At 62.7% G+C, this 25,714-nt stretch carries 21 protein-coding genes and 1 pseudogene; 12 read left to right on the forward strand and 10 right to left on the reverse strand.

Features of this window, described 5'->3' with window-relative positions:
- Positions 1–74 precede the first annotated feature (74 nt).
- Both ligD and ku read right to left on the reverse strand, forming a co-directional pair.
- A complete protein-coding gene (ligD, locus tag ACWHXP_RS08515) occupies positions 75–2,648 on the reverse strand; it encodes a DNA ligase D (RefSeq protein ID WP_489634013.1) in 2,574 nt (857 codons plus the stop codon).
- Positions 2,645–3,667: a non-homologous end joining protein Ku gene (gene ku / locus ACWHXP_RS08520; protein ID WP_489634012.1), complete on the reverse strand. Its 1,023-nt coding sequence runs from the start codon at positions 3,665–3,667 to the stop codon at positions 2,645–2,647. Before ku ends, ligD begins: the two co-directional genes overlap by 4 nt.
- Positions 3,668–3,896: 229 nt before the next feature.
- Between ku and ACWHXP_RS08525 the strand changes: the two genes are divergently transcribed.
- The 4 genes and pseudogenes from ACWHXP_RS08525 to ACWHXP_RS08540 all read left to right on the forward strand — a co-directional run.
- Positions 3,897–5,591, forward strand: a complete 1,695-nt coding sequence (locus tag ACWHXP_RS08525; RefSeq protein WP_489634011.1) for a thiamine pyrophosphate-binding protein — start codon at positions 3,897–3,899, stop codon at positions 5,589–5,591.
- A gap of 3 nt (positions 5,592–5,594) precedes the next feature.
- Entirely contained in the window at positions 5,595–5,852 is a 258-nt protein-coding gene (locus tag ACWHXP_RS08530; protein ID WP_489634010.1) for a hypothetical protein, read from the forward strand.
- 147 nt (positions 5,853–5,999) lie between these two features.
- Positions 6,000–6,218, forward strand: a complete 219-nt coding sequence (locus ACWHXP_RS08535) for a hypothetical protein (protein ID WP_121040144.1) — start codon at positions 6,000–6,002, stop codon at positions 6,216–6,218.
- A 72-nt stretch (positions 6,219–6,290) separates the two neighbouring features.
- Positions 6,291–6,839 (forward strand): annotated as a pseudogene (locus ACWHXP_RS08540) (type 1 glutamine amidotransferase domain-containing protein); the annotation flags it as partial.
- 385 nt (positions 6,840–7,224) lie between these two features.
- On the opposite strand, the gene ACWHXP_RS08545 reads toward ACWHXP_RS08540, so the two are convergent.
- The 3 genes from ACWHXP_RS08545 to ACWHXP_RS08555 all read right to left on the reverse strand — a co-directional run bounded on the left by ACWHXP_RS08545 (position 7,225) and on the right by ACWHXP_RS08555 (position 8,615).
- Entirely contained in the window at positions 7,225–7,473 is a 249-nt protein-coding gene (locus ACWHXP_RS08545) for a hypothetical protein (RefSeq protein WP_121040142.1), read from the reverse strand.
- Positions 7,474–7,615: 142 nt separating this feature from the next.
- A complete protein-coding gene (locus ACWHXP_RS08550; protein ID WP_121040376.1) occupies positions 7,616–8,185 on the reverse strand; it encodes a DUF4142 domain-containing protein in 570 nt (189 codons plus the stop codon).
- Positions 8,186–8,342: 157 nt separating this feature from the next.
- Complete coding sequence (locus ACWHXP_RS08555) at positions 8,343–8,615, reverse strand: SemiSWEET family transporter (RefSeq protein WP_489634009.1); 273 nt, start codon at positions 8,613–8,615, stop codon at positions 8,343–8,345.
- Positions 8,616–8,892: 277 nt separating this feature from the next.
- On the opposite strand from ACWHXP_RS08555, the gene ACWHXP_RS08560 reads away from it, so the two are divergent.
- Positions 8,893–9,423, forward strand: coding sequence for a CBS domain-containing protein (locus ACWHXP_RS08560; RefSeq protein WP_489634008.1), 531 nt, complete (start codon positions 8,893–8,895; stop codon positions 9,421–9,423).
- Between the two features lie 368 nt (positions 9,424–9,791).
- On the opposite strand, the gene ACWHXP_RS08565 is transcribed toward ACWHXP_RS08560, so the two are convergent.
- Positions 9,792–10,052, reverse strand: a complete 261-nt coding sequence (locus tag ACWHXP_RS08565) for a hypothetical protein (RefSeq protein WP_134222331.1) — start codon at positions 10,050–10,052, stop codon at positions 9,792–9,794.
- A 288-nt stretch (positions 10,053–10,340) separates the two neighbouring features.
- Here ACWHXP_RS08565 and ACWHXP_RS08570 point away from each other — a divergent pair, with 288 nt between their 5' ends.
- Positions 10,341–11,096, forward strand: coding sequence for a YoaK family protein (locus ACWHXP_RS08570; protein WP_209580474.1), 756 nt, complete (start codon positions 10,341–10,343; stop codon positions 11,094–11,096).
- A gap of 188 nt (positions 11,097–11,284) precedes the next feature.
- Here the strand turns inward: ACWHXP_RS08570 and ACWHXP_RS08575 are convergent, their stop codons facing one another.
- Entirely contained in the window at positions 11,285–11,638 is a 354-nt protein-coding gene (locus tag ACWHXP_RS08575) for a KGG domain-containing protein (protein ID WP_209580476.1), read from the reverse strand.
- Positions 11,639–12,583: 945 nt separating this feature from the next.
- On the opposite strand from ACWHXP_RS08575, the gene ltrA reads away from it, so the two are divergent.
- The 4 genes from ltrA to ACWHXP_RS08595 all read left to right on the forward strand — a co-directional run bounded on the left by ltrA (position 12,584) and on the right by ACWHXP_RS08595 (position 19,849).
- Positions 12,584–14,317, forward strand: coding sequence for a group II intron reverse transcriptase/maturase (ltrA, locus tag ACWHXP_RS08580; protein WP_489634007.1), 1,734 nt, complete (start codon positions 12,584–12,586; stop codon positions 14,315–14,317).
- 125 nt (positions 14,318–14,442) lie between these two features.
- Complete coding sequence (imuA, locus tag ACWHXP_RS08585; RefSeq protein ID WP_489634006.1) at positions 14,443–15,192, forward strand: translesion DNA synthesis-associated protein ImuA; 750 nt, start codon at positions 14,443–14,445, stop codon at positions 15,190–15,192.
- Positions 15,119–16,603, forward strand: a complete 1,485-nt coding sequence (locus ACWHXP_RS08590; protein WP_489634005.1) for a Y-family DNA polymerase — start codon at positions 15,119–15,121, stop codon at positions 16,601–16,603. The genes imuA and ACWHXP_RS08590 overlap by 74 nt, the downstream gene beginning before the upstream one ends.
- A 9-nt stretch (positions 16,604–16,612) precedes the next feature.
- Positions 16,613–19,849: an error-prone DNA polymerase gene (locus tag ACWHXP_RS08595; RefSeq protein ID WP_489634004.1), complete on the forward strand. Its 3,237-nt coding sequence runs from the start codon at positions 16,613–16,615 to the stop codon at positions 19,847–19,849.
- Positions 19,850–19,875: 26 nt separating this feature from the next.
- On the opposite strand, the gene ACWHXP_RS08600 is transcribed toward ACWHXP_RS08595, so the two are convergent.
- From ACWHXP_RS08600 to ACWHXP_RS08610, 3 genes are all read right to left on the reverse strand, one after another.
- Entirely contained in the window at positions 19,876–21,057 is a 1,182-nt protein-coding gene (locus tag ACWHXP_RS08600; RefSeq protein WP_489634003.1) for a GGDEF domain-containing protein, read from the reverse strand.
- Between the two features lie 243 nt (positions 21,058–21,300).
- Positions 21,301–22,242, reverse strand: coding sequence for a LysR substrate-binding domain-containing protein (locus ACWHXP_RS08605; RefSeq protein WP_121040118.1), 942 nt, complete (start codon positions 22,240–22,242; stop codon positions 21,301–21,303).
- Positions 22,243–22,306: 64 nt separating this feature from the next.
- Positions 22,307–23,083, reverse strand: a complete 777-nt coding sequence (locus ACWHXP_RS08610) for a FadR/GntR family transcriptional regulator (protein WP_034339205.1) — start codon at positions 23,081–23,083, stop codon at positions 22,307–22,309.
- Positions 23,084–23,394: 311 nt separating this feature from the next.
- Between ACWHXP_RS08610 and ACWHXP_RS08615 the strand changes: the two genes are divergently transcribed.
- On the forward strand, positions 23,395–24,828 hold the full coding sequence (locus ACWHXP_RS08615) for an aldehyde dehydrogenase family protein (RefSeq protein WP_489634002.1): 1,434 nt from the start codon (positions 23,395–23,397) through the stop codon (positions 24,826–24,828).
- Between the two features lie 44 nt (positions 24,829–24,872).
- The gene (locus ACWHXP_RS08620; protein ID WP_310835638.1) at positions 24,873–25,631 is read left to right on the forward strand and encodes an SDR family oxidoreductase; all 759 of its coding nucleotides are present in this window, start codon (positions 24,873–24,875) and stop codon (positions 25,629–25,631) included.
- Positions 25,632–25,714: the final 83 nt, after the last annotated feature.

The raw sequence follows: 25,714 nt of genomic DNA on the forward strand, positions 1-25,714 counted from the left end.
CCTTGTCATCCACAGTCGGCAGGAAGATGAACCGCGTGTAGGACATCACCTCCTTGTTGAGCTTGCCGGTCGGCTCAGGCCGGATCGAAGGCATCGAGCATGGCGCGCGTCAGGCGCTGCGGTGACTTGTGGAAATCGGCCCAAGGGTCGCTGTGGGACAGGCTTTCCAGCCTTTTCCGCATGGTGGAGACCCGAAAATGGTCGGCCTGCACGCCCTGCTCCAGCTCTTCCCAGGTGATCGGCACCGACACCGGCGCGCCGTCGCGGGCGCGCACCGAATACGCCACAACCGTAGTGGCACCGGGCGCATTGCGCAGGTAGTCGATGAAGATCTTGCCAGTGCGTGCAGCCTTGCTCATGCGGGCGATGAAACGATCCGGCAGCAGGCGCGCCAGATGCGCCGCCAGGCGGTGTGCCCAGTCCTTGATGACGTCCCAGTCGTGTTCCGGACGAATTGGCACCATGACATGCAGGCCCTTGCCGCCGGAAGTCTTCAAAAAACAGCTCAGGCCAAGCTCCTCCAGCAGCCCCCGTACCAGTTGCGCACCCTCCACCACCGTATCCCAGGGCACATCAGGTGCCGGATCGAGGTCGAACACCACCCGGTCCGGCTTGTCCAGCGCCCGCCCGGTGGCCCCCCAAGCGTGCAGCTCCAGGACACCCATCTGGACGGTGGCGACCAGTCCGGCAACGTCGTTGACCATCATGTAGCGTGCCTTGCCCTCGCCTTCCGGCACTTCAATGGTCTCGATGGCGTCCGGCATGCCCTGGCCAGTGTGTTTCTGGAAGAAGCACTTCCCGGCATGGCCGTCCGGGCAGCGCACCAGGGATAGCGGGCGCTGCTTGAGTTCGGGCAGGATCCAGGGCGCAACGCTCTGGTAGTAGCGCGCCAGTTCCAGCTTGGTCAGGCCGGTATCGGAGAACAGGATCTTGCCGGGATGCGTCAGTTTGACGCCCTCCACCGTCACGGGCCTGGACAGGTCTTGTTCGCTGCGGCGGGCGGGCGCTTTCGGCTTCGCTTCCGCGTTCCCGGGATGGACCTCATCAGAGGCGCTTCCCGGCGTTTCCCTGACGATCTCCTCCGGTGCCTTGTCCTCCCGCAGCGCTACGAAGCTGCCGTGACGCAGGATGCCGGACTTGGTCCACTGGGCGAATTTCACCTCCGCCACCAGTTCCGGCTTCAGCCAGTGCACGCCACGCCGCTGCTGCCCGGTCGGCGGATTGACGAAGGCAGGCTGGTCCTGTTCGCGCTGGCGGAACTGCTTAAGCATGCTGCCCAGCAAGCGTTCGTCGAAGCCCGTGCCCACGCGGCCGGCATATTGCAGTTGTCCTTGCTCGTCATGCACACCCACCAGGATGGCCCCGAAGCCGCTGCGCTGTCCGGCCGGCTCGGTATAACCCGCGATGACGAACTCCTGCCGATGTTCGCACTTGACCTTGATCCAGTTGCGGTCGCGCCGCCCGCTATAGGGCGCATCGGCCCGCTTGACCACGATGCCTTCCATCCCGTGCTGGCACGCGTGGCGAAATACTTCATCTGCGTGGCCGGCGATATGCTCGCTGTAGAGCAGCAAGCCCTGTTCATCGCCACCCGGAATCACGTCGCGCAACAGCTCCTTGCGCTGGTGCAGCGGGAGTTGGCGCACGTCATGGCCATTCAGGTACAGCAGGTCGAAGGCGTACAGGGCCAGCCGGATGCCGTTGGCCTGCTGGCGGTCGCCGCGCACCAGATTTTGCAGGGCCTCGAAACTGACATGGCCGTCGGCATCCAGTGCCACCACCTCGCCGTCGATCCATGCCTGATCCACCGGCAGCTTTGCCAGCGCCTCCACCAGGATGGGCCAGCGATGGCTCCAGTCCAGTCCTTCCCGGGTATGGATGGCAGCCCGGCCGTTCTCGATGCGGCACAGGCCGCGATAACCGTCGAACTTCAGTTCGGAAAGCCATTCCTCGCCCTGGGGTGCGCTGTCGGCGAGCGTGGCCAACTGCGCTTCCATGCGTTCGGGCATGTCGCTGGTGGATTGCGCGGGCGAAGGCGCGATGGCCTTGCCAGCAGGGGGCGTATCCCCCTGGTCCTTCACGCTTTCCGGGCGCAGGTCGGTGATGGCGGCGGCGGCACCGGTGCGGGCGGCGTCATCTTCTTCCTTGATGAGCAGCCAATTCTCCTTGCCATCCTCGGCGGGCTTGCCCATGCGCACCAGCGCCCAGCGGCCCTGCAGTTTCTCACCCGTGAGCAGGAAGCTGAGATGGCCTTTCCTGAGCCCGGCCTGCGGATCGCCATGCGGTTGCCACTGGCCGCGATCCCACAGCACCACATGTCCGGCACCGTACTGGTGGGCCGGGATATCGCCTTCAAACGTGCCGTAATCAAAAGGGTGGTCTTCGACCCGCACGGCGAGCCGCTTGTCATGCGGATCCAGACTCGGCCCCTTGGGAACGGCCCAGCTCTTGAGTACGCCATCGAGTTCCAGCCGGAAGTCGTAATGCAGCCGACGTGCATGATGGCGCTGGATGAAGAACTGCAAGCCCTCCGGCGAGGCCTGCTTGCCCTGCCGCCGGGCAGACTGAGCTTGGCCGGACGGCTCGGGCGTGATGCTGAAATCACGCTTGGCATGGTAACGAGCCAGTGCGGAAGAAGTCCGGCTCATGCCTGCGCCCTCCTGGCGTTGGCGCGCGCAGGCGCGCTGCGCGCCGTACTCTTGCTGCCGGCGGCCTTGCTACGGGGCGACGCCTTGCTGCGGGCCGCCGTTCGGGACTCGCTCTTGGCCGCGCTGCTGCGTTTGGCAGCAGGCTTGCGGTCGGCCATCTTGTGGACCTTGGCAGTGCTTTCTTCAGCCTTGTCTTTCGGGGCTGGCTTGGATTTGCCTCGTCCCTCCAGACTGCTCTTGAGCAAGGCCATCAGGTCCACCACCTTCGCGCCCGAAGTAGCTGGCGCAGCGGCCTCATCGGGTTCGGCCACCGCATGCGTCTGGCGGCTCTTGATCATCTTCTTCTTGATGAGCGCCAGCACGTCATCACGATAGGTATCGTGGAACTGGCCGGGCTCCCAATCGGAAGACATGTGATCCACCAGCGCCCGCGCCATCTCGACTTCCTGCTTGGTCACGGCGGATTTCTTCGATTTGCGTGACGGCACCGGCAAGTCATCCGGTGCCCGCAATTCGCTGGGATAGCGCAAGGTGATCAGTTGCAGCATGTCGCCTTGGGGAATCAGGGCGGCCAGATGCTGCCGGGTACGGATGACAATCTGGGCAATGGCCATCTTGTCGCTGGCCAGCAGGGTTTCGCGCAACAAGGCGTAGGCCTTGTCGCCACCCTTGGCCGGGGCCAGGAAATATGGCTGCTCGTAGTAGAGGATGGGGACTTGCTCACGCTCCACGAAGCTCTGGATGTCGATGCTCTGGGTGGCCTCCACATTGGCCTGGCGCAAATCTTCATCGGACATGAGGACGAACTTGCCCTCCTCGTACTGGTAGCCCTTGATGATGTTTTCCCAGGGGACTTCGCGCCCGGATTTCTTGTTGTAGCGCTTGTAGCCCACCGGGGACAGGTCGCGCTTGTCGAGCAGGGTGAAATCCAGCTCATCGTGTTTTTCGGCGGTATAGAGTTCGACCGGGATATTGATCAGCCCGAAGCTGATGGCTCCCTTCCACAGTGCGCGTCGCATCGCTTCCTCCGCAAGTTCGCTGATGCGCCGATTATCAAATCGCCCCCGCCGCCGCGCAGTCGGACTGCCGATGAAGCCCGCGTAGGAATGTGCCGCTCCCGCCCGCCATGGCGCGCCTTGCTGCCTCCCGCCCGGTCTTCTCCTACATGGATTTACCGCACATGCCGATACAGGCCCGGCACTGCCGGACTTACTCTTGAGCGATTCCCTCCCCCTCCCAGGAGCCGCCATGCCCGCTACCGTTGCAGACATCCTCATCGACACGCTCTACGAGATCGGCGTGCGCCAGATCTTTGGCGTCGTCGGTGATGCCTTGAATCCCCTGACCGACGCCATCCGCCGTGACAAGCGCATCGAATGGATCGGTGTACGCCACGAAGAAGGTGCCGCCCTGGCCGCCGCCGGCCAGGCCAAACTGACCGGCCGCCTGGCCGTGTGCTGCGGCACCACCGGCCCCGGTGCCAACCACCTGGTGGCCGGGCTCTACGAAGCCCGCAAGGACCACGCGCCGGTGCTGGCCATTTCAGGCGGTGTGCCCGCAGCCAAGCGCGGCACCGACTATTTGCAGGAAAATTCACCCGACATGCTGTTCCGCGATGTGGCTGCCTACAGCCAGGTCATCACGAGCCCGGAACAGGCCCCTGCCGTGTTCCACCAGGCCATCGCCCAGGCCTATGCACAGCGCGGCGTAGCGCACCTGAACATTCCTGCAGACATCATCGGCGCCAAGGTCAGCGGCACTGTCCCCAGCATTCATACGCTGCGTGAGCGCAGTGAACTGGCCCCGCCGGCCGCCGAGATTGCCGCTGCGGCTGAACTGATCAATGCCGCCGGCTCGGTGGCCATCTTCGCCGGCAATGGCTGCCGCGGTTCCATCGACCAGGTGCTGGCCCTGGCCAGCAAGCTGCAGGCTCCGGTCATGCATACCTTCCGAGGCAAGGATCTGGTGGCTTACGACCATCCGCACTGGATCGGCGGAGTCGGCCTCATCGGCGGCGCGCCAGGCACTGATGCCCTGCATGGTGCAGAGGTGATGCTGATGCTGGGCTCGGATTATCCGTATTCGGAATTCCTGCCGACCAAAGCCAAGATCATCCAGATTGACGAACGCGGTTTCGTACTCGGCCGCCGCGCCCCGGTCACGCTGGGCATTACCGGCTCGGTCGGACCGGCCGTGCAAGCCTTGCTGGAAAAGGTCGACGGCAAGACCGATGGCAGTTTCCTGCAGAAAGCCAATGCCGATCGTGAACGCTGGAACAGCAAGCTGGACAGCGCCGCCGAGATCAAGCGCCATCACAAGAAGATCAAGCCGCAAAGCGTGGCCCGGGCCCTGAGCGACCTGGCTGACGACGATGCCCGCTTCATCATCGATACCGGCGTGGTCACGCTCTGGTGCGGCAACTGGATCCGCCAGCGCGGCCAGCAGCGCCTGCTGGCCTCGTTCAACAATGCCGCGGTCGGCACTTCGCTTGGCCAGGCCAATGGCATCCAGGCACTGGACCGCGAACGACAGGTGATCGTGGGCGTGGGTGACGGCGGCTTCACCATGCTGCTGGGTGAGTTCATGACCAGCGTGGAGCACAAGCTGCCGGTGAAGGTGATCGTCTTCAACAACCGTGAATGGGGCCTGGTGCATCTGGAGATGGAAGAAGCCGGCATGCCTGCCTTCGAGGGCTCGGAATTCCCCAATGCCGACTTTGCCGCCTTCGCCCGGGCCTGTGGCGGCCAAGGTTTCACTGCGCGCGCCCCGGAAGAGTTGCAGGAGAGCCTGCAGCAACTGCTGGCCGCGCCTGGCCCGGCGGTGCTGGATGTTTTCATCGATCCGTCGGAGCTGCCCGTCATGCCGCACATCAAGATGGAGCAGATCTGGAAATTCGGCCTGGCCAAGGTCAAGGAAAGCCTGATTGCCATGCAAGGAGGATGAACCATGGATGCCATCGAACAACAACGAGAAGAGTACGCCAGGCAGCTGCGCCTGCGTTTCGAGCAATACAAGCGCTGGGCCATCGAGCACTGGCCGGTGGCGGAACAGCCGCTGGACGACAGCGCGTTCATTGCGGCCGAACGTGAACTGGATCTGCTCACTGGCACCATGCTGCACCCGGGCCGCAAACCCGACGGCATTCCCGCCAGCGGCGCGCAGCAAGCGCAGTTTGAAGACGTGACGCCAGCGCCCTGGCCGTGAGATCTGCGCGGGGAGAAATCTTCCTCGCGCATTCTTACGTGCGGTTGCGCCTCCCGCTTATAGGGGGGCAGCGGCAGGCGCAGTAAGCTTCATCTCACAGGCTGCACCGCTTGCCAGCCTATTCCATCAGACCAGAAGGAGAACAGCATGAGCGAAAGCAAAACCGGCAAGGACCATCGTCCCAACCAGTACGACACGCCGTCCGAAGTAACGCTGGATGAGGCCAATGAGATGAGCTTCCCCGGCAGCGATCCGGTGTCCACCTCCAACATCACGCGCATCGAAAAGGCGCCCGAGATGGACAAGGCCAAGGACGATCACCAGAACAGCCACCGGGTCAAGGAAAACACCCCCAAGGCCAACTGATCCAGTTGCGCCCGATTCCTGGGCGGCCGGTGCATGCCGGCCGCTTTTTTATTTGATGAAGGGAGAACCATGATGAGCAATCGCTACAACCAATTGAAGGTCGCCGTGCTGGTGACCGATGGCTTCGAGCAGGCCGAACTGCTGGAACCGAAAAAGGCGCTGGAAGCCGCCGGCGCGACGGTCCACATCCTCTCCGACAAGAGTGACAGCGTGCAGGGCTTCAAGCACGTAGACAAGGGCGAAGTGGTCAGTGTCGATGGCAGTCTGGATAGCGCCAATCCGGCTGATTATTCGGCCGTGCTGCTGCCGGGTGGCGTGGTCAATGGCGACGCCATGCGCCTGCTACCCGAAGCCCGCAATTTCGTGCGCGCCGCCAATGATGCGGAAAAACCCATCGCCTCCATCTGCCATGGCGGCTGGCTGCTGATCTCGGCGGGCATCGCCAAGGGGCGCACCGTGACCAGCTGGCCCAGCTTGCAGGATGACTTCAAGAATGCGGGTGGCCAGTGGGTCGACCAGGAAGTGGTGCGGGACGAAAACTTCGTGTCCTCGCGCAAACCCGCCGATATCCCGGCCTTCAACAATGAATTCATGAAACTGCTGGATGAGCAGCAGCGCCGTGAACAGCGCCAGCAACCCGCCGACGCTGCAGGCGATGGCTCCATCTCTGCCGGCGGCTCCTCCAAACCGCAATTGTCGGAGAAAGGCAGTGCCCCGGCCGCACCGCCCAACCATGAAAGCGAAGCCTTTGCGGTCGCCCATGGCGAATCGGCGCAAAGCGATGGTTAAGCACGGTTTCAGGCTGATATGAAGGAAAGTGAAAATCGAGGGCTAGCCCCTCGATTTTTTATGGCCGGGCGACGGGTTGGCTCTGAAGCGCGCGCCTGTTGCGTGAAGGAATTGACCAAAACTGCCAGCCCTGAAAACGAGCATGCCGCCCGGACCACGCCGGACGGCATTGGCACCACCAAGGATGCCAGGCAAATGGCCGGCATCCATCGGCGGCCTAACCCCTCTGTTCCGCTTGATGCTTGTGCATGGCTTCGGCGAGCAGTGCCAGGGCAGCCTTCTCGGCCGCTTTACGTTTCTTGCAGATACGCACCGGTTGCGCACCGAGGTCCAGCAAATCCATATGCCAGAGTTCATCGATACGGGTATCGATGTAGGCGACGTATTTGTGCTTGTCCAGCTTGGTGACACGCGGCATGAAATGACCGGCTTGCTGCTGTTCGACGGAGCGGGCGAAGTGTTTCATGGCAAGTCTCCTGGGCACACGGGCGTGAGGGGGGGGACGGCATGACAGGGGGCGGGAGTGAAGCTGACTACAGCTTAGTCGATCAACGCCGCAAGGGAAGGTTTATTTCATTTGCAGAGCTGATCGACTGAAGGGATGACGATTATTTCTTGGCGGCATCCACGGTTTTCTTCAGATCACGGCCCATCTGCAGGTGTTCCTGCAGGCCCGGCAGCGTCTTGGCGGCAAAAGTCTTCACATCCGGATCTTGGGCTTCCTTGGACGACTTCTGGAACAGCTTGACCGCATCTTCATGGGCGGACACGCCAATCATGCTGGCATAGCGCTTGTCGAAGGTATTGCCCTTGAGCTTCTCCAGGATGGCGATCTTGGCGCGCTGGGCCATGCTCGGTTCGGCCGGCAGGGTGACATCCTTGCTCGAGGCCAGTTGCTTGAGTTGCTCATCCACCGTGGTGTGCTGGTCGATCATTTTCTGGGCGTAATCCTTGACGGCCTGGTTGCTGCTCTTTTCGAGCGCGATCTTGCTGGCTTCGATTTCAGCGTGGCCGGCTTCGGCGGCGTTGGTCATGAAGCTCTTGTCCTTGCTGTTCACGGACTCGGCCGCTGCATTGAAGGAAAAGGCGGCCCCGGCGATCATCAGGACGCCGGCCCCGATCAGGCGGCGGCTGGCACAGGTGTGCGGGCGGGATTGAATATTCTGCGTACGTTGCATGAAAGGCTCCTTGTCGTGTGGATGATGGATCAGCTTCTGCCCCATTCGGGGCTGCCATGTTTTCACTGTAGTCAGGAAGCGCGGCGGCTTGCATCAGACAGCGCCAATGACCGATGTAAGAATCGATGAGCCGCATGGCGCCTGGCTCTCTCGTGACTCACTGCTGTCGGCGGCGATTGCGCAGATACAGCACCTGGCCCAGCAATGCGGTGAAGAGCAGGAACACATTGGAGACCACGAACACCCAGTCCCCTTGCAGGACGCTGTAGGCGACGAAGCCGGTAGAAGCCACCAGTTGGCCCGCGAAGAGCCAGTGCGAGACCCCCTGGGTGGAGCGGCTGCGCCACTGTTCATAGACCTGGGAGGAAATGGTGAACAGAAGGATGAGGGTCGCGCCCCAGCCGATGAGGTCGGTGATTTGATCGGACATGATGGTCGATATGAGCCCGTGAAGGCCCGGCAAGCGAATGGTGTGCCGATGGTGGACCAAGCCGGCAGCGGCCACAGTCGGCCAGCGCCGCGAGGCGGTGTAGGAAGTTTCCCCGGCAGCCCTGCAACGCAGGTCGGCGCATTCGCACGGGCCTGCGCGAATTGGCCGACCCGACAAAGGGCGCATGTGGCATTGCGGCATCGGCCTCACTTCCCTAGTCTGGAGTGGAAGTCGGGATCCCCCTTTACAGCCATTTCCATCCACTCAGGAGGTCAACATGCACGCTACCCGAACCATTGCCGACGTCATGACACGCGGTGCCCATACCTTGAGCCCGGATGATTCCGTCATCCGTGCCGCCCAGGCGATGGAGTCACTCGACGTAGGCGCCCTGCCCGTCTGCGATGCCCAGCACAATCTGGTCGGCCTGGTCACCGACCGCGACATCGTCCTGCGCGCCGTAGCCCGCAATCGTCTTTCCGAGAGCCTGCCGCTGACCGAGGTAATGAGCCACGAGGTCCTGTGGTGCTACGAAGATGAGCCTGTAGATGATGTGCTGGACGATATGGTGCAGCGCCAGATCCGCCGCCTGCCCGTGATGGACCGCCAGAAGAATCTGGTCGGCATGGTGAGCTTGGGCGACGTCGCCGCCAAGCCCCAGAATCGCGGCGTGGGCAACGCACTGGCGGAGATTTCCTTGCCCGCTGCACCGGTGCGTCCGGCACAGGAAGTGTCGCCTTCTGGCGACTTCGAATTGCCGGAAGTGCGCAATAGTGACATGCACGAGGTCAATATCGGCCACAACTAGTACTGGCGCGGCTTTGCGGGGCATCTGAAGAGACGCGCTGTAGGTGTTTTCCTACGCGTTTATTGGACACTGTCCGATCTTCTTTTTTGCGCTGCATCGCTACTATGCATCTCAACGAACTCGAAACCGAGGACCCCACATTCCGATACGAACGTCCCCCTCCGTCGTGTCATGAATACAGTCCATCCCCCATCGGTTTATCCCCACGAGTCGTTTTCATAAGCAGAAATTCTCCGGCGATTCCCCCGATCCCCGGCGTCTTATATCCCTCCCCCTCAGGCCGCCTCCCCAGGCGGCCTTTTTTTTATCTTCATGTTTATCCGCATTGGTTTCTTCACCTGAAGAATGGTTCGCATGGTTCGAATGATTCAGTTGCCCTGTCCGGCGATAAACGCCAGAGCATCGGCATAGGCCAGTTCGCTGGTCGTGCGCAACATCGGGCAGACATGGGTGGAGACCGGCTCCTGCGGCGCTTGCGGGGAAGCGCCGATGAGTACGATGCCGCGAAAGCCGCCTTCCTCGGATTGCTGCACGCCTGGCTGCATGACCGGTCCTCCTTGCGCATCGGCCACGGGGCCGCTCAGTTCGCCCAGATGGTGACCGCCGGGAATGTCGATGGGAATGCTCATGGTGTGCTCCTCTGTTCAAGGTGAAAGACCTGGCAGGAAGAAACCTGTGCGGCCCGCGCCACTGACGCAGGTCAGGCAATGCAGCCTCTTTCCCCGCGTCGGGCCAGGAAGAAGTATTCTTGTCAGCATAAGAAACACTGAAGGCAAAGGCAGCAAGAAGCCACCGGCACTCTGCGTAGGAAGCGGCGAAGATGAGTCTCTCCGGGGGAACAGGAGAGGCAGACGTCGCGCAGGGGTGGCTGGGGGATGCTGTCGCCTGGGGTGCTTGCCTCTCTGTCTGGAACCGTCATGCCCATCAATTACCTGCGCCGTCTGACCAGTCCGGCGCGCACCGATCTCTCCAACCGCCATCTGGGGCGTTCGCTGGCCTTCATCGCCGGCGCCGTCAATGCGGGCGGTTTCCTGGCCGTGGGCCAATACACCTCGCACATGTCGGGCATCGTCTCCTCGCTGGCCGACAACCTGGTGCTGGGGGAAACCCTGCTGCTGGTGGCCGGCGCCAGTGCCTTGCTGTCGTTCCTGCTGGGAGCGGCCTGTTCGGCGGTGATGATCAATTGGGCGCGGCGGCGCGGCCTGCACAGCGAATACGCCATGCCGCTGATGCTGGAAGCCATGCTGTTGCTGTGTTTTGGCATCCTCGGCAGCAATCTGGAAAATCACCGTCTGCTGTTCGTGCCGGTGACCGCGGCCTTGCTGTGCTTCGTGATGGGTCTGCAAAATGCCATGATCAGCAAGATTTCGCGATCAGAGATCCGTACCACCCACGTCACGGGCCTGGTCACCGACATCGGCATCGAGATCGGCAAGATGTGCTACTGGACCCTGGCCCCCCGCCAGCCCCATGAGGCGGTGACGGAAGATCCCGTGCCGGGTGCGCGGCGCAAGTTCATGCTGCTGTCGTCCTTGCTGCTGATGTTCTTCCTGGGCGGCGTGGCGGGGGCCTTCGGTTTCAAGGCGCTGGGTTTCCTGGCGACCATGCCGCTGGCGGCCGCGCTGTTCCTGCTGGCGCTGGTGCCAATGATGGATGATCTGGCGCGCCCCTGAGAGGAACGGCTTGATCCACCCTTGCCCGTACAGCGTAAAGGCAACAGGCAACAAAAAAGGCGCTGAACGCGCCTTTCGTTTTCTTGTTATCGGTCTCTCGCGCCGACGGTGCGGCCTCGGAGGGCCGTGTTCTGCTGTTGTGACCGTGCTGCGCCCGGCGCTGCCTCAGGCGGCCAAGTTCTTCTCGTTCAGCCCTGCTGCTGCGGGGTGCTATCGGTGCTATCCGACTGCTGCGGTTGCCGGGGGGCGCCGTTGCCCTCCTGCGGGGTGCTCTGGCTCATCTGCGGCTGGGCCGAGGTCGCGGCACCGTTGCCGCCACCACCGTTTTGCGCTGCTGCCGCTGCAGCTGCTGCGTTCTTGCGGCCATGGCTGTTGAGACCACCCTTGCGTCCGGCTTCCCGGGCTTCGGCGGAGGTGAACTCATGGGCGGCACCCTTGGCGTGGGCGGCCTTGCCTCCCATGCTGGCGATCTGGCGCTGTTTCTCCCTATCCATGGCGGCGAAGCCGCGATTGCTGTTCCCCGGATTTTGTGAATTTGCCATGTGTGACTCCTTGTCTTGGATGATCGAATGGGGCAGACATTTGTCATTCGCCGCCCTCTTGCTCTGCGCGAGCATGCAAATGACAACCCAACTTTTGTCCACATCTGCAGTGTAGAAAGCCTCACCGATCCTCACTATCGGAAGAGCTCTTCTGCCAAGGTCAGCAATGGCTGTCAGACATGTAGGAAAAACTGAAGATGAGCTTGTATTTTCGGTATCAATTGCCGATGGATCAGCGATCTCCGGCATTGCTTTCAGGAAATTTCACCTGATTGGAAGCCCAAAGGCAGTTTTTTTCACACCTCAAAACATTTACTGTATATTTATACAGGTGCGACCTGAAAGTCGCGGATTCAACCGTTCCACACCAAAACATCGGTGATGGAACCTGCTGTTCTGCCAGCAGTAGCCTACTTAGACGTGCGTAGCTGGTAACGGCTGGGTGCGGAGCTCTGAGGATAAAGTACCGCGGTCGTAAGACCTAAGCCATGCCGTGAGGCGGGTGACATCGGCGAGCATAGCGCGGATGGCTGGGCTTGGCTCGAATGGAAGACGGTTAACACATGTGAACCTTTGCAAGCGTCGTGAATACAGTCCAGCCAAATATGCTGAAAGGCTGAGGGCAAAAGCTACAGGATGAGGTGCATCCCGTCTGTCGGGGGAGCACGCAGACCACATTATCCTCGGCGTAAAGAAGGAACCTAGCCATTCTGTTGAATTCCCGGAACAGGGTAAGCCCGATCACTTGCCCTTGAGGCAGGCAGACCGTAAGGAATGCTGATGGGTGAGCGGGTAAAGGAAATCGGAGAAAGCAAACGCCGAGCTGTAATGGCTCGGATAGGAGCGTAGACAAGCGTCGAAATCGCTCCACGCGAAAGCGCGCAGACTTCCGATAGGTCTCTCGTCACGAGATCGTCTGAATAATCTTTGAAGGTAGGAAGGCAAATGAACGGGCAGTCAACGTGTGCGCCCACCGACGTACCCCTAGCTTGGCACAGCATTGACTGGGCCAAGGCACACGGCTACGTAAGAAGAATGCAGGCCCGTATCGTGAAGGCAACTAAAGAGCAGCGATGGAACAAGGTGCAAGCCTTGCAACGTCTGCTGACCTGCTCGTTTTACGGCAAAGCGTTAGCTGTACGACGAGTAACTGAAAACCAAGGCAAACGGACACCTGGCGTCGATAAGCAAACGTGGTCGACGCCAGTTGCCAAGGCTGCTGCGATAGACTCGCTGAAACGGAAGGGGTATCGTCCGCTCCCGCTGAAACGAATCTATATCCCGAAAAGTAATGGCAAGATGCGTCCCTTGAGCATCCCGACCATGCGAGACCGCGCCATGCAGGCGCTCCACTTGCTGGCACTTGATCCCGTTTCCGAAACGGTATCGGATGAGCAGTCATATGGATTCCGGAAGGCCCGGTCTACGCATGACGCTATCCAGCAATGCCTATTGAACTCCCGCTTCAATGGCAGCATGAGTAGCGTTGGGGCAAGACGTTCCGCCGACTGGATATTGGAAGCGGATATCAAAGGATGCTTCGACAACATCGATCACGAATGGCTGATCCACCATGTCCCTATGGACAAGGCGGTGCTCCGGAAGTGGTTGAAAGCTGGTTACATGGAAGGAAGCGTACTAGCACCAACGGAGACTGGCACGCCACAGGGTGGCATCATCAGTCCCGTACTGGCGAACTTTGCCCTCAATGGCCTGGAGGCGGCTCTGCGGGAGCAATTTAAGAACCGCCACCAATTCGAGAAGGCCAAAGTCAATCTAGTCCGCTACGCAGACGACTTCGTTATCACCGGCATTAGCAAAGAACTGTTGGATGAAAAAATCAAGCCAGCAGTGGAGGCATTCCTCGCGGTCCGAGGGCTATCCCTCTCGCCGGAGAAGACGAAGATCACCCACATCGAAGAAGGCTACGACTTCTTGGGACAGAACGTTCGACGGTACAACAAGAAATTGTTGATCAAGCCCTCGAAAAAGAACGTGCACGCGTTTCTCCAGAAGATTCGCGCCATGGTGCGACGTTTGGCTGCCGTGCCGCAACAAAGGGTCATTGAGAAACTCAACCCGATGATCAGCGGATGGGCACGATATCACCACCATGTCGTATCCAAGGAAACCTTCTCTTACGTGGACAGCCAGATCTGGGAGTGTTTATGGCGGTGGGCCAAGCGGCGACACCCCAAGCGCGTGGCCAAATGGATAGCACCTCGGTACTTCCATCGAATTGGCGACCGTAGCTGGGTATTCGCCGTCAAGACGGAACCCTCGGCGCAGCCCGACGAGGACAGATACTACGTCCTCCGATACGCTGCACAACTCCCTATCAAGCGCCATCAGAAGATCAAATCCGATGCCAATCCTTACGATCCGGCTTGGGAAGAATACTTCGAACATCGCTCTGTCTGGCGAATGAAGGGTTCGACCCAAGGTCGCAAGAAATTAGCCAATCTATGGATGTCTCAGCAAGGCAAGTGCCTGGTCTGCGATCAACTTCTGGAGATTGGCGACCTTCATATCCACCATCTCATCGAACGGTGCCATGGTGGAAAGGAGATCGCATCCAATGAGGTACTTCTGCATGACACCTGCCACAAGCAGGTCCACAGCCAAGGTATCAAGTTACAGAAACCGGGTCCGCGGTTCACGGGCCTTCAAGAGGCTTGAGCCGTATGCCGGGAAACTGGCACGTACGGTTCTTAGGGGGCGGAGGCACGGCGACGTGCCTTTGCTACCCGACTATTTGCTTTTGCCCGCACTTTCCTGCTGTTTCGCATCCTCGTTTTCTTGCCATGTTGACATCCAGCTCTCCGGTCCCTCGTCCGGAAATCATCCACCCCTCGCTCTGGCTGGCCTCCCAGCTGGCGCGCGGTGGTGCGCGCGGTGTCTCCAGCGGATTCGAGGCGCTGGATGCCGAGCTGCCCGAACGCGGCTGGCCGCCCGGGGTGCTCATCGAGCTGCTGCTGCCGCAGGACGGCGTGGGCGAGCTGCGCCTGTTGCGCCCGGTACTGGCGCGTGCGCCCGCCACTGCCCGGCGCCCGCCGCAGGCTGGCCGGATCGCCCTGCTGCAGGCCCCACACCAGGTCAATGCCCCCGGCTGGGCGCATATGGGGGTGGAAGCATCACGGCTGCTGCAGTTGCAGGCCGATCATGCGGCCGACGCCTGCTGGGCTGCCGAGCAGGTCTTGCGGGCCGACAGTTGCCAGGCCCTGCTGATGTGGCAGCCGCGCTTGCGCAAGGGCGATCATGACCTGCTGCGACGCCTGCATGTGGCGGCGCAGGCCGGTCAGACGCTGTTCTTCATGCTACGGCCGCTGTCCTGCGCGCGCGAGCCTTCCCCCGCACCCCTGCGGCTGACGCTCAAGCCGGCGCGCGACGGGCTGGAGATCGGTTTTCTCAAGCGCCGCGGACCGCTGCGCGAACAAAGCCTGTTTCTCCCTTTGCTGCCTTCACCGAATTTGCAACGCCATGTCACCCCTGTGGATCGCCGTACACCTGCCACTGCTGCCGCTGGAAGTCTTCCGTCCGAACTGGCTGGATGAGGAAGCGGCCGTGGTCTTCGAGCGCGATCGCGTATCCGCTCTGACGGCACCGGCGCGCGCGCTGGGCGTGCACGAAGGCATGCGGCGCGGCGGCGTGCAGTTGCTGGCACCGCAAGCGCATCTGAATGAGCGGGATATCCTGCGGGAGCAAACCACCTTGCAGCAAGCCGCCCTGGCCCTGCTGCAATACACGCCCCAGGTCACGCTGGCCGAAGAGGCCTGCATCCTGCTGGAAGTGGGCGCCAGCCTGCGCCTGTTCGGCGGGATTCGAGCCCTGTGCCGCAAGATCCGGGTGACCATTGCCCGGATGGGACTGTCGGCCACCCTGTCCTGCGCCGTCACGGCGACCGGCGCCTGGCTGCTGGCCCGCTATGGCTACGTGCGCACCCTGAGCCAGCGTTCCCTGCAGCGCCGACTGGACCGTCTCCCGGTGGTTCTGCTCACCGCCGCCCGTGCCCATCTGGAATGGCTGCACGGGCTGGGCTGCCGGCAGCTGGGCCAGGTGCAGCGCCTGCCCCGCGCCGGCTTGCAGCGCCGCTGCGGCAAGGAATTGCTAGGCATGCTGGACCGCGCCTATGGTGCCGCGCCCGAAGTGCATGACTGGATCGTGGCACCGCCAACGTTCCAGGCCCGGGTGGAGCTGCCGGACCGCATTGAGCACACCGACATCCTGGCCGCCTATGCCCAGGGCTTGCTGGCTCAGTTGGCCGGCTGGCTGACGGCACGCCAGCTGGCCATCAAGAAGCTGCGCCTGTGGCTGGAACATGAACGCGGACGGCAGGCAGTGGCGCCCACCGAGCTGCAGGTAGCGCTGTCGGTCCCGGCCTGGCAGGAAGACCACCTGCACACCCTGGTCAAGGAAAAACTGGCCCGTTCCTCCCTGCCCGCCCCCGCCATCGCCCTGGGGCTGGCCGCCGATGAACTGGAAAGCCAGCACGCGGCCAGCGAGATGCTCTTCCCCGAACCCGGCGGCAGTGCCGAGGATCATCAGCGCCTGCTGGAACTGCTGGTGGCGCGTCTGGGCGCGGACAAGGTGCAGCAGGCCGCCCCGCGCGCCGATCACCGGCCCGAGATCGCCAACCGCTGGTGCAGCGTGATGCAGAGCCCCGCCAGCCTGCCGGCTGCCCTGAACACCGATGCGGCACGATTGCCGCCGCGTCCGCTGTGGCTGCTGGCCGAACCCTTGCCCTTGCGGATGCAGCAGCACAAGCCCTTCTATCGCAGTGCGCTGGAATTCACTTCGCCGCCCGAACGCATCGAAGCCGGCTGGTGGGAAGGCCGGCCATTGACGCGCGACTACTTCACGGCGCGCGATGCCAGCCATGCCTATTACTGGATCTTCCGCCAGTGGCGCGGCGGCGAGTGGTCCGACGAAGAGCCGCAGTGGTTCCTGCACGGCCTGTTCGGCTAGGAGCACGGCATGCAAGCTTCCCTGCCCTTGGGCGTCCCCCAGACCGGCCTGCCCGACTATGCCGAACTATATTGCCGCACCAACTTCAGTTTCCTGCAAGGGGCCTCGCATGCGCAGGAACTGGTGGATCGTGCCATCGAACTGGGCTATCGGGCCCTGGCCATCACCGATGAATGCACCATGGCCGGCGTGGTGCGCGCCCATGCCGCCTGGATGGAACAGGTCAATCGCGGCAAGGCCAAGGATTTCAAGCTGCTCATCGGCAGTTGCTTCCGTTTCACGGCTTTGAAGGATGATCCGGCCCACCCCCTGGCGAGGATGACCCTGGTGGGGCTGGCCAGGAACCGCGAAGGCTATGGCAACCTCTGCGAACTCATCACGCTGGCGCGCACCCGCGCCGAAAAAGGTAGCTACCTGCTGTCGCCGGAAGACCTGAGCCAGCCGCCGCCCGCCCTGTCGCACCTGCGCACCCTGCCCGATTGCCAGTTGATCCTGGTGCCGGACTACCCGGCCGATGAAGAAACGCTGGATGCGCAATTGCGCTGGTTCGCCCCGCTGGCCCCCGGCCGCTCATGGGTCGGCATGACGCGCCTGTACCGTCCGCTGGACGACCTGCACCGCGCCGCCATCGACGCCGCCGCACGGCTGCACGGCCTGCCGCTGGCGGCGGTAGGCGACGTGCAGATGCACCAGCGTTCGCGCAAATACCTGCAGGATGTGGTCACGGCCATCCGCGTCGGCAAGCCGGTGCAGGAATGCGGCCTGGCCCTGGCCCCCAATGCCGAACAGCACCTGCGGCCACGCATGCGGCTGTCGCTGGTGCACAGCCCGGCCACCTTGGCCCAGACACTGGCGGTGGCGGCCGGCTGCCAGTTCAGCCTGGCTGAATTGCGATATGAATATCCTGACGAACTGGTGCCGCTGGGCATGAGCCCGGCCGACTATCTGCGCCAGGAAACCTTGGCCGGGGCCTTTAAACGCTATCCGCAAGGGATACCGGGCGAGGTGCGCTCGCAGATCGAGATGGAGTTGTCCCTGATCGCCCAAAAGGAATATGAAGCTTATTTCCTGACGGTGTACGACCTGGTCAAGTTCGCCCGTTCACGCGGCATCCTGTGCCAGGGGCGCGGCTCGGCGGCCAACTCGGCGGTGTGCTACTGCCTGGGCGTGACCGAGGTTGATCCCACTTCGACCCGGCTGCTGTTTGCCCGCTTCATCAGCGAAAAACGTGAAGAACCACCCGACATCGACGTGGACTTCGAGCACCAGCGCCGCGAAGAAGTGATCCAGCACATCTACCGCAAGTACGGCCGCCGCCGCGCCGCACTGGCGGCCGCCGTGCACAGCTACCGGCCGCGTGGCGCCCTGCGCGAGGTCGGCAAGGCACTGGGTGTGGATGCGGCCATCGTCGATACGGTGGCCAAGTCGCAGCACTGGTTCGACAGCCGGGAAGAATTGCTGGCCCGCTTTGCCGAAGCCGGGCTGGACCCGGAACTGCCGCAGATCGGCCTATGGGCCAGCATCACCGGCAAGCTGCTGCGCTTCCCGCGCCATCTGTCGCAGCACACCGGGGGCTTCGTGATCGCGCGCGGGCAGTTGTCGCGGCTGGTGCCGATCCAGAATGCGGCCATGGAAGAGCGTTCCGTCATCGAATGGGACAAGGATGACCTGGAGTCACTGAAGCTGCTCAAGGTCGACGTCCTGGCGCTGGGCATGCTGACCGCCCTGCGCCGCTCGCTGGAACTGGTGAGTTTGCGGCGCGGCCTGCCCCAAGTCATGCAGATGTACGACATTCCGCGTGAAGATCCGGCCACGTTCGACATGATCTGCAAGGCCGATACCATCGGCGTATTCCAGATCGAAAGCCGCGCCCAGATGAGCATGCTGCCGCGCATGCAGCCGCGCACCCAGTACGACCTGGTGGTGCAGGTGGCCATCGTGCGGCCGGGGCCGATCCAGGGCGGCATGGTCCACCCCTACCTGCGGCGGCGGGAATTGGTGCGCAGCGGCGGCAGCTTCGACTATCCGGACAACACCAGCAAGAGCGGCAAGATCAGGAAGGTGCTGGAGCGTACCCTGGGCATCCCGATCTTCCAGGAGCAGGTGATGGATGTGGCCATCGAGGCTGCCGGGTATTCCCCCAGCGAAGCCGATGACCTGCGCCGCTCCATGGCCGCCTGGAAGCGCAAGGGCGGCATGGGACCGCACCATGAACGGCTGGTGCTGGGCATGACCGACAATGGCTATTCACGTGAATTCGCCGAGAGCATCTTCAACCAGATCGAGGGCTTCGGCGAATACGGTTTCCCCGAAAGCCATGCCGCCAGCTTTGCCCTGCTGACCTATTTCAGCAGCTGGCTCAAGTGCCACGAGCCGGAAGCCTTCCTGTGCGGCCTGCTCAACAGCCAGCCCATGGGCTTTTACTCGCCCTCCCAATTGATCCAGGATGCACGCCGGCATGGGGTCAAGGTCCTGCCGGTGAACGTCTTGCGCAGCCGCTGGGAATCCATTCTGGAGCTGGACCCCGCCGGGCAGGCGCGTCCGGCCGTGCGGCTGGGCATGAGCCTGCTGCGCGGCATGCCCGAACAGGCGGCGCAGCGTATCGAGCAGGCCGGGGCCGAACGCCCCTTTGCCGATGTCGATGACCTGGCCCGGCGCGCCGGACTGGACCGCCACGCCCTGCAAGCGCTGGCAGCGGGCGATGCCTTGCGCGAGCTGGCCGGACACCGGCGCGCTGCGCTCTGGCATGCGGTGGGCGCAGTGCCCGACCGTGACCTGCTGCGCACGGCACCGCGCGGTGATGACGCGGTCCAGTTGGAAGCACCCGGCGAAGGCGACCAGATCGTCGACGACTACCGCGCCATGAATTTGACGCTGCGCCGCCATCCGCTGGCGCTCTTGCGCCCGACCTTGCAGCGGCGCCGCTTCATGAGCGTGGCCGACCTGAACACTTTGCAGAACCGCCAGTTCGCCTGCTGCTGCGGCATCGTCACTGTGCGCCAGCGGCCGGGCACGGCCAAGGGAGTGATCTTCATGACGCTGGAGGATGAGACCGGTTCGGCCAACGTGATCGTCTGGCCTTCGGTGCTGGAAAGGCAGCGCAGCGAGGTCTTGAATGCGCGCTTGCTGGGGGTGTATGGCAGCTGGCAGTGCCATGGAGAAGTGCGCCACCTGGTGGCGGGACGGCTGGAAGACTGGAGCCATCTGCTGGGGGAGCTGCAGCCGCGCAGCCGGGATTTCTTCTGAAGCTGCCCTGTAAGGCAGCGTCCGGATCAAGCCGCCAGCGCCATCCGGAAAGCATTGCGCCCTTCGCTCTTGGCACGGTACAGGGCCAGGTCGGCTTCGTGCACCAGCGCATCCCAGCTGCTGGATTGGCCCGGTGACAGCACGGCCAATCCGACGCTGATGGTAACTGTCTGCCCATGACCGAAATCGTGGTTGCGTACGGTTTCCAGCAGATGCTGGGCAATCTGGCGTGCCTGGGCTTCCGACCAGTCCGGGAAGACCGCGCAGAATTCTTCGCCACCGTAACGGCCCACCATGCCGCCCTGGCAACAGTGCTCGCGCAGCAAGGCGCCGATGTCAGCCAGCACCCGATCCCCGACCAGGTGGCCGTGGGTGTCGTTGATGTCTTTGAAGTGATCCACATCGATGAAGGCCAGCGTCAGGACCCGCCTGCCCTGCACGGCCCGGGCCAGCGCCTCTTCGCCACAGCGCACCAGCTCGCGGCGGTTGAGGGTGCCGGTCAGTTCATCTTCGGTGGCCAGGCGCTGCTTGTCGGCCAGCAGCCGTTCGAAGTAGATCATCATCAACGAGACCGACAGCAGCAAGGTACCGCTGATGGGAATCAGATAGATCAGGCCTACACCCAGACTGCTCATCTCGGGGGGCATGAACAGTTCTGGATGCGACAGCGACAGCAGCAGCCGGCTCACATGGGTGGCGCTGAGGATCAACAAGGCCACGATGCCGATCCAGCGGCCAAAGGTCCAGCGTGGATAGCGCGCGACCAGCGGCCCGGACAAGCCCTTGAAGAATTCAAGCAGCACCAGGCAGAACACCACCTGCATGCCGCCCACGGCGAGGTAGGCACGATGGGTGAAATCGGCGCCGCCGATCAGCAGCGCGGTAAAGCTGACGGCATAGGCGATCAGCAGCATCCAAGGCCAGTCGCCCGACTGGCGCTGGTAAAAGCTGCGCAGTCCGCACCAGGCAACGATGCCGGAAGAAAAAACCAGCGTATTGCCCAGCAACAAGCCGAGCGGCCGCAGGCTGCCAGCCAGCCCGGCATACACTGCAACGGTAACGCAGATCCCCAGTGCCGAGAACACGCCCGACAGCGCCCACAGCCGCGTGAAGCGCTCTGACGGCGTGCTGATGAACAGGCCGGTCATGATCACGCCACTGCAAAACTGTACGATGGCCAGCGCAATGCTGGCGGTGAAAGGATTCATGCGGATTCGCTTGCCCTTGCGGGCAGGTATAGAAGGCATCGCGGCAAGCGATGCGGAGGATGCGCCCCTCAGCGCATCGGCGGCATCCTCAGTTGGCTTGGGGCTCGAGGACGGCCAGGGTCGTCGCCAGTGTAACCGAAGGCGCCAGCTCAGCAGTGATTTTCAGCAATTCATCAAAAAATCTGAACTTTTAAGCTCAAAAAGACGGCGCTTGTTCAATTTTATTCACTTTATTAGCGTGGTTCATGTACGTTCCAACAGCCGGGTATGTCCCCACTGGCCGGAACGGCACAGCGCATCGGTCACATCCAGCACCAGTCGTTCCACCGCAGCAGCCGCGGTGGTCAGCGGGATATTGCGCGAGGCGCACAGCACCAGGGTGCGCGAGATCTGTTCGCCGGCAATGGCATGGGCGACCATCTCGCCGCGCTCGATGTCGGCCAGCAGCGGCGCCACCGGCAGGATGGTGGCCCCGATATCGGCCAGGATGGCGGATTTGAGGATGGCCACCGAGTTGATCTCAATGACGTTGTCCAGGCTCATGCCCTGGCCGCGCACCAGGCTCTCGATGCGCGGGCGCACCCCATGGGCCAGGCCCGGCAGGATCAGCGGGGCTTCGATGGCCTTGGCCAGCGGCACGCCCTTGCGGCCTTTCACCCCATAGCGCGACTTGGCGCGGGTGATGTACATCATCTCTTCCTCGATCATGGGCGTGGCTGCGAAGGACGACAGCTGGCCATCGTCAAACAGCACCGCCAGATTGATGCGGCCGGATTTCAACTGGGTGATGAGGTTACCGGTCAATTCCTCGGTCAGTTGCAGGGTGATCTCGGGGTAGATCGAGCGCACTGCATTGAGCAGCGGCAAGGCCAGCGCATTGGAGACACTCTGCGGAATGCCCAGCGCCACCGTGCCGGAGGGTTTGTCGGTGGACTGCGCCACGGCCTGCTTGGCATCCTGCACCTGTTTCAAGATCGCCAGCGCGTGCTCATAGAAGACCTTGCCGGCATCGGTAGCGATGACCCCTTGGGCCGAGCGATGCAGCAATTGCGCCGCCATCTCGTCCTCCAGCTGGCGGATCTGCTGGGTCAGCGCCGGCTGGGCGATGTGCAGCACACGCGCCGCGCGTGAGAGCGAGCCGTGATCGACGATGGCCACGAAGTAGCGCAGTTGGCGTAATTCCATGCGAAGAGCTTCCTGCTTGACGATAAGTAGTTAACTAAATTGACAGCCTGAATGACAAGCAGCCTTACAAGCCGGGCCGGCTGTTGAACATGCGCGTGCGGGCATTCTCGATATGCCCACGCATGGCGCGCCGTGCGCCTTCGGCATCCTGCAGGCGGATCAGCTCGAAGATCTGGCGATGTTCGTCCATGGCATCCTGCGAGCGCTTCCAGGGCGGGATCTGCATCAGGTGGCGCAGCATGTTGACGGCGTGGCTGACATCGTATTCCAGCGTCTTCATCACCTGCACGAAGCGCTGGTTGCCGGTGGCCTGGGCGATGGCTTCATGGAAGCCGAAATCATAGTGATGGGCGATGCCGCCCACGCGGTTGGCTTCCTCGAATCCGAGCAGCAAGGCATCCATCTTTTCCAGATCCTGCTTGTTGCGTCGCAGGGCGGCCATGTAGGCGCATTCCGGCTCCAGCACCAGCCGCAGTTCCAGCCCGTTCATGATGTGGCCGATGCGGGTCTCGGGTTCGCCATCGGGACGGGCCGGGGCCAATCCTGCCTTTTCCTTCACATAGGTCCCGGAGCCACGCTGGGACTCCACCAGCTGATCTTCACGCAGCCGATCCAGCGCCTGCCGCACCACCGGCCGCGAAACCTCGAACAGCGTGGCCAGGTCATTTTCGGAAGGCAGCTTGCTGCCGACGGCAATGCGGCCTTCAACGATGGCATGGAACAAGGTTTCATATACCCGTTCAGCGAAGCGTTCCGGCCGCACCGGACCCAGGCCAGCCGCCGCCAGGCTCAGGATGTCACCGGAAGCGCCGGGGCGTGGGGACTTGCTCGATGAGGGCATCGACACTCCAGTTAGGCAGGAAAGGACAGGAACGGCATGGGCCGCATGGTAGCGGATTTGTCAGTCTCACCGCCAGCCATCCGATGCAAGTAGTCATCAAAGTAGTAAATATATTTGACATCTTGGATGCACAGGCTTAGATTCAGGCACAACAAAAAACAGCAGCACACGACAAGACACCAGGAGACAAGCCCCTTCCCGGCCCCGTTCGGACTGACCGTCCGACGCTGGCCCGCGCCTGCATGGCATGCCCTCTTGCTGCTTCCCTGTCCTGCTCCTTTTCGTGATTTGCCTCCAAGGACCGCACCGCCATGAAACAGCACTTCATCGACAATCGCTGGGTTGCCCCCGCCTCCGGCGAAAGCATCCCCGTCATCGATCCCTCCGATGGCCAGGCCTTCGAGGCCATCGCCCGTGGCAATGCCGCCGACATCGACCAGGCCGTGCAGGCAGCACGCCGCGCGTATGAAGGTGCGTGGGGCAAGCTTTCCGCCGCCGAGCGCAGCCGCCTGCTGATGAAGCTGGCCCACAAGCTGCAGGATCACCAGGAAGAACTGGCCCAGCTGGAGGGACGCGACTGCGGCAAACCCATGAAACAGGCACGTGCCGATGCTGCGGCCATCGTGCGCTACTTCGAGTTCTACGCCGGTGCCGCTGACAAGCTGCACGGCGACACCATTCCCTACCAGGCCGGCTATACGGTACTGACCCTGCGCGAGCCGCACGGCGTGACCGGCCACATCGTGCCGTGGAACTATCCGATGCAGATCTTCGGACGCTGCGTGGGCGGCGCCCTGGCTGCCGGCAATACCTGCGTGGTCAAGCCGGCCGAGGATGCCTGCCTGTCCATCCTCCGGGTGGCCGAACTGGCCGCCGAGGCGGGCTTCCCCGAGGGTGCGCTCAACATCGTCACCGGCTATGGCCACGAGGCCGGCGACCTGCTGGTCAAGCATCCCGATGTGAACCACGTGTCCTTCACCGGCTCGCCCAACGTGGGCAAGCTGGTGGTGCGCGCGGCCGCCGAGCATCACACCCCGGTCACCCTGGAACTGGGCGGCAAGTCGCCGCAGGTGGTCTTCGAGGATGCCGACATGGACGCCCTGCTGCCGGTGGTGGTCAATGCCATCGTGCAGAACGCCGGCCAGACCTGCTCGGCCGGCAGCCGCCTGCTGGTGCAACGTGGCGCATACGAGCAGGTGCTGGAACGGCTTGGCGGGCTGTTCTCGCAACTCAAGGTGGGTTCCTCGCAGATGGACCTGGATTGCGGCCCGCTGATCCGCAAGACCCAGCAGGAACGTGTGGCCGGCTTCCTCTCGGATGCGCGGCGCGACGGCATCGCCCTGGTGGCGCAGGGCGAGATCGCGCCCGGCGCCCCGGCCGGCGGTTTCTACCAGGCCCCGGCGCTGCTGCGTGACGTGCCGCCGCAGCATCGGCTGGCGCAGGAAGAAGTATTCGGTCCGGTGCTGTCGGCCATGTCCTTCGAGGATGAAGCCCAAGCCATCGCCCTGGCCAATGGCACCGACTACGGCCTGGTGGCCAGCGTCTGGACCCGCGACGGCGGCCGCCAGCTGCGGCTGGCGCGCGCCATTCGCAGCGGCCAGGTCTTCATCAACAACTATGGCGCCGGTGGCGGCGTGGAACTGCCCTTCGGCGGCGTCAAGGCCAGCGGCCACGGGCGCGAGAAGGGCTTCGAAGCCCTTTATGGCTTCACGGTCCTCAAGACCATCGCCATCCGCCACGGCTGACCTCCCCCCTCATTCAACACACACAATTTTCAAGGAGACACATCATGCGTTTGCAAGACAAGGTAGCCATCGTCACCGGTGGCGGTTCGGGTTTCGGTGAAGGCATCGCCAAGGCCTATGCCCGTGAAGGCGCCTCCGTCGTGGTGGCCGATATCGGCGAAACCGGCGGCCTGCGGGTAGTCGAAGAGATCAAGGCGGCGGGCGGCCGTGCGGTCTTCGCCAAGGCCGACGTCTCCAAGCGCGCTGACATGGACCAGTTGCTGGCCAGCGCCCTGGAGCACTTCGGCAAGCTCGACATCGTCGTCAACAATGCCGGCACCACGCATCGCAACCGCCCCATGCTGGAAGTGGAAGAAGACGAGTTCGACCGCGTCTATGCAGTCAACGTGAAGAGCATCTTCCTCTCGGCCAAGACCTTCGTGCCCTATTTCCGCCAGGTCGGCGGCGGTGCTTTCGTCAACATCGCCTCCACCGCTGGCATCCGCCCGCGTCCCGGCCTGACCTGGTACAACGGCAGCAAGGGCGCCGTCATCACCACCAGCAAGTCGATGGCGGCCGAACTGGGGCCGGACAAGATCCGCGTGAACTGCGTCAATCCGGTCATCTCGGCCACCGGCCTGCTGTCCGAATTCATGGGCGTGCCCGACACCCCGGAAAACCGCAAGAAGTTCGTCGCCACCATTCCCATGGGCCGTTTCTCCACCCCGGAAGACATCGCCAATGCCTGCCTCTACCTGGGTTCGGATGAAGCGCAATTCGTCACCGGCGTGTGCATCGAGGTCGATGGCGGGCGTTGCGTGTAGGACGGCGGTGTAAAAATCTTCATGCACGCGGTGAGGATAATGATTTGACAATGTCCTCACCGCCACTACAATGCGTGGCACCG

The organism is Herbaspirillum sp. Her2 (genome assembly GCF_057961375.1).

Coding starts and splice junctions, on each gene's coding strand:
- ACWHXP_RS08615 (WP_489634002.1), top strand. CDS start 23,395: ATGAAACAGCACTTCATCGACAATCGCTGGGTTGCCCCCGCCTCCGGC.
- ACWHXP_RS08575 (WP_209580476.1), bottom strand. CDS start 11,638: ATGGCAAATTCACAAAATCCGGGGAACAGCAATCGCGGCTTCGCCGCC.
- ltrA (WP_489634007.1), top strand. CDS start 12,584: ATGAACGGGCAGTCAACGTGTGCGCCCACCGACGTACCCCTAGCTTGG.
- ACWHXP_RS08560 (WP_489634008.1), top strand. CDS start 8,893: ATGCACGCTACCCGAACCATTGCCGACGTCATGACACGCGGTGCCCAT.
- ACWHXP_RS08525 (WP_489634011.1), top strand. CDS start 3,897: ATGCCCGCTACCGTTGCAGACATCCTCATCGACACGCTCTACGAGATC.
- ACWHXP_RS08600 (WP_489634003.1), bottom strand. CDS start 21,057: ATGAATCCTTTCACCGCCAGCATTGCGCTGGCCATCGTACAGTTTTGC.
- ACWHXP_RS08565 (WP_134222331.1), bottom strand. CDS start 10,052: ATGAGCATTCCCATCGACATTCCCGGCGGTCACCATCTGGGCGAACTG.
- ACWHXP_RS08535 (WP_121040144.1), top strand. CDS start 6,000: ATGAGCGAAAGCAAAACCGGCAAGGACCATCGTCCCAACCAGTACGAC.
- ACWHXP_RS08570 (WP_209580474.1), top strand. CDS start 10,341: ATGCCCATCAATTACCTGCGCCGTCTGACCAGTCCGGCGCGCACCGAT.
- ACWHXP_RS08530 (WP_489634010.1), top strand. CDS start 5,595: ATGGATGCCATCGAACAACAACGAGAAGAGTACGCCAGGCAGCTGCGC.
- ACWHXP_RS08605 (WP_121040118.1), bottom strand. CDS start 22,242: ATGGAATTACGCCAACTGCGCTACTTCGTGGCCATCGTCGATCACGGC.
- ACWHXP_RS08590 (WP_489634005.1), top strand. CDS start 15,119: ATGTCACCCCTGTGGATCGCCGTACACCTGCCACTGCTGCCGCTGGAA.
- ACWHXP_RS08545 (WP_121040142.1), bottom strand. CDS start 7,473: ATGAAACACTTCGCCCGCTCCGTCGAACAGCAGCAAGCCGGTCATTTC.
- ligD (WP_489634013.1), bottom strand. CDS start 2,648: ATGAGCCGGACTTCTTCCGCACTGGCTCGTTACCATGCCAAGCGTGAT.
- ACWHXP_RS08555 (WP_489634009.1), bottom strand. CDS start 8,615: ATGTCCGATCAAATCACCGACCTCATCGGCTGGGGCGCGACCCTCATC.
- ACWHXP_RS08610 (WP_034339205.1), bottom strand. CDS start 23,083: ATGCCCTCATCGAGCAAGTCCCCACGCCCCGGCGCTTCCGGTGACATC.
- imuA (WP_489634006.1), top strand. CDS start 14,443: ATGTTGACATCCAGCTCTCCGGTCCCTCGTCCGGAAATCATCCACCCC.
- ku (WP_489634012.1), bottom strand. CDS start 3,667: ATGCGACGCGCACTGTGGAAGGGAGCCATCAGCTTCGGGCTGATCAAT.
- ACWHXP_RS08595 (WP_489634004.1), top strand. CDS start 16,613: ATGCAAGCTTCCCTGCCCTTGGGCGTCCCCCAGACCGGCCTGCCCGAC.
- ACWHXP_RS08550 (WP_121040376.1), bottom strand. CDS start 8,185: ATGCAACGTACGCAGAATATTCAATCCCGCCCGCACACCTGTGCCAGC.
- ACWHXP_RS08620 (WP_310835638.1), top strand. CDS start 24,873: ATGCGTTTGCAAGACAAGGTAGCCATCGTCACCGGTGGCGGTTCGGGT.